This is a genomic window from Phaeovulum sp., assembly GCF_041596715.1.
Classification (GTDB): Bacteria; Pseudomonadota; Alphaproteobacteria; order Rhodobacterales; family Rhodobacteraceae; genus UBA6213.
On record NZ_JBFHIA010000208.1, the window covers coordinates 1 to 5,453 of the forward strand.

Consider the following 5,453-nt stretch of genomic DNA (forward strand, 5'->3'; position numbering starts at 1 on the left):
AGGCGATGATACTCGTCCGTCTGCCGGGTCTGGAACTCGGCGATATGGGCCAGCACGTAGGCATCAGGATCGGCCACACCCGCATCGATCGCCTCGGCGCGGAACTGTGCGTCAAGCGCGCGATATTGTGCGGTGTCTTCCACAACCGTAATCGTGGCCGCGGGGTCATAGGCGGCATCGCCGCGCACACGCCAGTATTGGTTGTAGGTCTGCGTGGTCGATGCCTCGAATGCCTTGACGGCATTTTCCTGCTTGTCCTCGTTGGCCGTGCCATGGACCCCGCGCGCGGGATCATTGGCCAAAAGCCCGAGGCTTTCCCAGAATCCGAGAAGCTGGTCGTAAGTGCGCTGGTCGATCGACTGCACCGGGTTGTTGTCAAGAATCTGACCGGTTGCTGCCAGCCGCACATCGCCACCCGAGGTCAACACCTTGGCCACCAGCATGGTGCCATCGGCATTGCTTGCCCAAGCATCCGAGCGGATGCCGATATCGCCTGCCGCAGTAACCGAAAGCCCGAAAAGCGGGTTGGTCTGCAAGCTGGGATCAAGCACCGGATCGCCGAAGTTGCGCTGTGCCGGGTCAGCCGTAAAGCCGGTGTTGACCCGCAGCATGGCACCAGTGGTGGTGCTGCCCACTGACCCGCTGAGCGAGGTCAGCGTAACGCGCGGTGCCTGAATGCGCGCGCTCTGGTTTGCGCCGTCAATCGAGCCGAAGGAGAACAGATTAACATTGCCGCGGCCCGCGGTTACGTCGCCCGCCGCTGTCACCTGATCGACGATCAGTGAACTGCGCCCGATGATTGCGACATTGCCGTTTTTGGCATTGGCCGAAAGCGCGCCAGTCCCCGTAGCCACGCCTGTCAGATTGACCGTCAGCGCTGCGTTGATGGGGGCCGCAAGCGAATGCGGGTTGGTGATGCCGCCCACGTAGTTGTCGGCGGTCAGCGAAACGGTGCTTGCCTTGATCTCGCCCGCCAGATCGCCCTGAATGATCGAGGCGTTGCTGCCCGGCGTGGTGCCGGCGTTGATCGTAACAGTGCCTGCCACCGCATTGATGTTGCTGGTCAGCACCACATCGGCACCAGTCGAGGTGATGTTGATCGCGCCGGTGTTCGACCCGATGAAGTTGACCCCGATCGGGTAATCGGCCTTCAGCGACTGGGTGATGATCGTCGTGTATTCCTGCCGAAGCTCGTAATAGTAGGTTTTTTCAGAGGCGATACACGCAGTCCACCAGTTGCAGCGGCGCGGGCTTTCATGCGTTTTGCTGAAGATGAATGGGTTGCCATCACCATCTCGCAACGTGAAGGCCGTCTGGCTTGCCGTAGTAAACGGCGTGCCCGAAAGGCTCGCGTTGCTCGATGTAGTCGCAGCGGGGTCCTGGAACGCCGCGCCGTTGACGATGCTCAGACCGCCACCGGTGATCGTGCTCTGTGACGTCACATAGGTGCCGTCACCCAAACGGTAGGTGTTCAAGAGCTGTGGTTCGCCGACCCGCGTAAGGCTGGTGATGGAGCTGACCGTCAGGCTATCAGACCCAAAGAGTTCGGTAGACACCTTCGAATAGTTCGAGGTCCGCTTATACTCTTCACCCGTGGTCCAGACGTAACGCTGGTTGGCAACCGGCGTATAGCTTGCCCCACGATCCGACCCGGTGGACGCAACCGCGCCCCCAAGGATCAGGTCGCCAGTGGCGTTGTCAATGTGGCCGGTCTGGGTTGCAACGCGCACAACGCCCGTTGTGCTGCCCGGCACGTAATCGCGCGTATAGACGGTCTTGCGCACCGAAATCAGCGGGTTGCTGATGCTATAGGCCCCGGTCGTCTGAAGGCCCGTAACATCGGTGATCTCGATCCGCCCTTCGATTCCGCGCAGGGTGCCAGTCGGGTCTTCGCCGGTGCTGAGGTTGCGCAGCACCACGGGGATGTTCGACGAATTGGTCACGTTGATGGTGCCGAACCCGTCAAGCACATTCAACCGCCCCACACTGGTAGAGGACGAGGTGTTCATGATCTGGCCGAAGAGCTGGATATAGCCGCCCTTCACCGATGCGCCATTGACCACATATTGCTCGTTGTGCGCGTCGTAGGACGCGCCGATATTATCGGCCGCACTTGCCCGCACGACCGAGAAGATGCCGTCGCTGCCCGGATTTGCCGCCACATAGGCTTCGGCCTGCGCCTTGGTGAACTGGAGGCTGAAGGTGATCTGCTCGGACAGGTAGTCCTTGATGTTGACCTGCGTGGCCACGCCAAAGATCGCGATGGTACGCACCGGGTCTGCGTTCGGGTTGACCAGAACCTCGTCTTTGTACTGGTTGACCACGGTATTAAGTTCGGTCGGGTCGATCCCCAAGGGGGTGCGGTTGATGGTAATCGCCTGCCCCGCGCTGTTTTGCACGGTAGGCGCGCCGATCAGGTTGGCCGCATCTAGCGCCGCTTGGGTAACGCCGATCGCGGCCATGCTCGCGGTCAACGTCGGGTTGCCACCAAGGGTCAGGTTCCATTCGGCGATGCCCGACTGAATGGTCGAGTTGATGTTGAGATAGCGCGCCGAAATCGAGATCGCACCGTTTGCGGTGATGCCCGGCCCCGGTTCAATGGTCGAGGTGTGGGTCGTAAAGCTCGCCGGATCGCCACCGATATGGTTGAAACCGTTCACGTAGCTGGCCACAAAGTCGCCGTCCTTGGCAAGGATCTCGACCGAACCGGCGTTGATCGTGCCTTGGATATAGATGTTCCCGGCTTCCGAGATGATGCGCACGGCACCCGTGGTGTTCTCGATCACCGAGCCGCGCTTGAGGATGATATCGGGCGCAACCTTACGGTCGGCCATCGCATAGGCTTCAGGCGTATAGGTCGAGATGATCTCGACCAGACCACGGCTGGAAGTGCGCGAAGTTACGACATCAAGGTTGGCAAAGCCCGAGGCAAGCCCGCCCGCGTTGAGCGAGGTGATATCGGCGGGGCCGTAAACCAGCACACCGTTAAACCGCAGATTGCCCGCGTCATATTCAGGCACAATGAGGTTGCCGAGTTTCAGCGTGTGGTGCGTGTTGTTGGTGATCTGGATTTTCGCATCACCCGGCGCAAGCAACTTGCCCGACGAGGTGGTGCGCAACTGATCGCCCGTGATGTAGATATTGCCCAGCCGCGCCGCAGTATCAGCCACTTCGATCACATAGGCGAGCGGCGTGCCGGTCGAGTTCAAGGCAGTCGACGCAGCCTGCGTGGTGGTCGCATAGCTGGTGGTCAAAGAGCCCAGCAAACCCACGAACTGGGTCAGCGACTTGGTGCCGTCCACGGTGCCCGGTGTCGTGCCGGTATTGGCGTTTAGGGTTGTCACCGCCGAGTTGATCGAGGTGAGCACCGCGCCAAGGTCGCTGACGGTGGATGTCAGCGTGTTCTTGTTCAGTGTGACACGCGTCAGCGAACCGGCGGTGACGTAAAAATCAGCCGCAGATCCGGGGGCCAAAAGCGCATTGCGCTTGTTGGTATCGGCAAGGTTTGCCGCTATCGCCGCCGCTTTCTCTGCATCCGTCCCGGTAACCGGGTTCGGGGGTAGGCTGCTCAACAGGCTGTTCAGACCGGTTGCAAGGCTTGTTGCGCGGTCGCGCGCAATCGCACTTTGGGCAGAGATCGTCGCGGTATTCGATGCGATCACGTTGAGGTTGTTGGCAATCGTCGTTTGTGCTGCTGCAATGATCGACTGCTGCGCCGCCGCAGTCGTCGCGTCATTGGAAACCAGCGCGGCCGAAAGAAGAACCTGCGCAGCCGCAATTTCGGCAGCTTTGGCAATGTTGGTATCACGCCGCACAATCGTGTCGGCTTCTGCAACCTTTGCAGCAGCGGCAGCGGCAAGCCCTTGATTGCGCAGGGTTTGTAGGCCGGTAACCGTAGCCCCATGGGTTCCAGCACTATAGGTGCTCATAGTCTGGATGACCGAGATCGTGTTGTTGACCGACACGATCAGCCCATAGGTCCCGTCTTCATAAAGACCTTTGACGCCATCGGTCAGCTCGGTCAGGCCATCAACGATATTGGTGGGTGCGACGCTGCCAAGCTGCACCTTGATGACCGAGATTGAAGCTGCATCCGCCGCGGCCGCTGCCTCAAGCGCGGCCTTGGGTGACGGACCGGTATAGTCACCGGGCACGAAATTGCCCGCCGCATCGAACGAGCCGAGGCCAAGCCCCACAAGTTTGTTGCGCAAGAAGTTGATTTCGTTCTGATACGCGGCCCTGGCAATCGGATCGGTGTCATAGTCCAGGATCAACTGCGCCAGTTCGGCAACTCGCGTCAGAATCTCGGTCCCCACGGGGTTCGGGCCAGAGGTGGTGAATATGATATTCCCGCTCGAGGTGATGGAGATGCAGCCCGAAGCTGTGCAGGTATCGTCAATCGTCAGGATCTTGTGACGCTGGATGCCGGTTTCGACGCGCCCGTTGATATCGACGCGCGAAATGCCACCGTTGGTCGAGGTGGAACCGCCGTGATAATCAAACGTCACATCGCCGCCGCCAAACGCATTGGAAACCGCCGAAGCCGCCTCCGCGAGAGCTTCGCGGTAGATGTCTTTGCCGGTGCCAACGGCCTTGGCGCTGATATTGCCCCGGCTGACTGAAATGCGAATATCGCCTGCGGCGCGAACGCCTTGCGGATCGAGGTTCATGTTGCTTGATGAGGTCGTGCCCACGCTCACCAAGCCCGAGTTCGCCACGATGACGGTCGGGTCCGGCCCGGTCGGAATCGGGATCGCGGTCTTGTTGAAAATGTCCACGGTGGCGTTGAACACCAAGTTCGCGGTCTGCCCCTGCGGGCCGGTGCCAGCGCCGATGGTCACGGTTGCGTAGCGCGGCACGTCGCCGTTGGTCGGGTTGTCGCCATCGGTCGCCTGCACCAGCGCGTCGTTGCCAATGCTGACGGTGTTCGCGCCCGTGTAGGTGATATTGGCATCGCCCGAAGGCGCACCCGCCAAGCCGTAGGTGGTGGCGGTGGCGCGCATGTCCACGTCGCCCTCGCCCCAAGCGGCGATCTGGATATCGCCGTAATCGACCTTGACCTTGCCTGCGCCGCCAACCGACGCGGTGGCGTTGGCGGTGATCAATGCGTCGATCACCGCATCCGCCGTGGCTATCGCGCCGCCGGAGTCGAGCGTGACCTTTTGCTTCGAGGAGATCGCGTTATACGCCTCTTGCTTGTAAAGCGACGGGCCCGACACAGGCTGCGTCAGCCGCACGGCGGCATTCGCGCCAACGCGCGCCAAGGTATTGTGTGTGATTGCGACAGTGGCACCCCCCGCCGGCACGTTCGCAAGCCCGCCCGAAATCGAGTTGACGTTGGTTGCTCCGCCCGCAAGGAACGGGTTGGTCGTGATATTGCGCGCCGCCAACGTGACATTGCTGGCCGTCAGCTGCACCCGATCCCCGATATTCGCATCAACCGTGCTATCGAC

At 60.9% G+C, this 5,453-nt stretch carries 1 protein-coding gene; it reads right to left on the bottom strand.

The annotated features are described in order from the left end of the window. Nucleotides 1-5,417: beta strand repeat-containing protein (locus ABY403_RS12885; protein WP_372841229.1), on the bottom strand; the 5,417-nt coding region annotated here is incomplete at its 3' end. Nucleotides 5,418-5,453 lie beyond the last annotated feature (36 nt).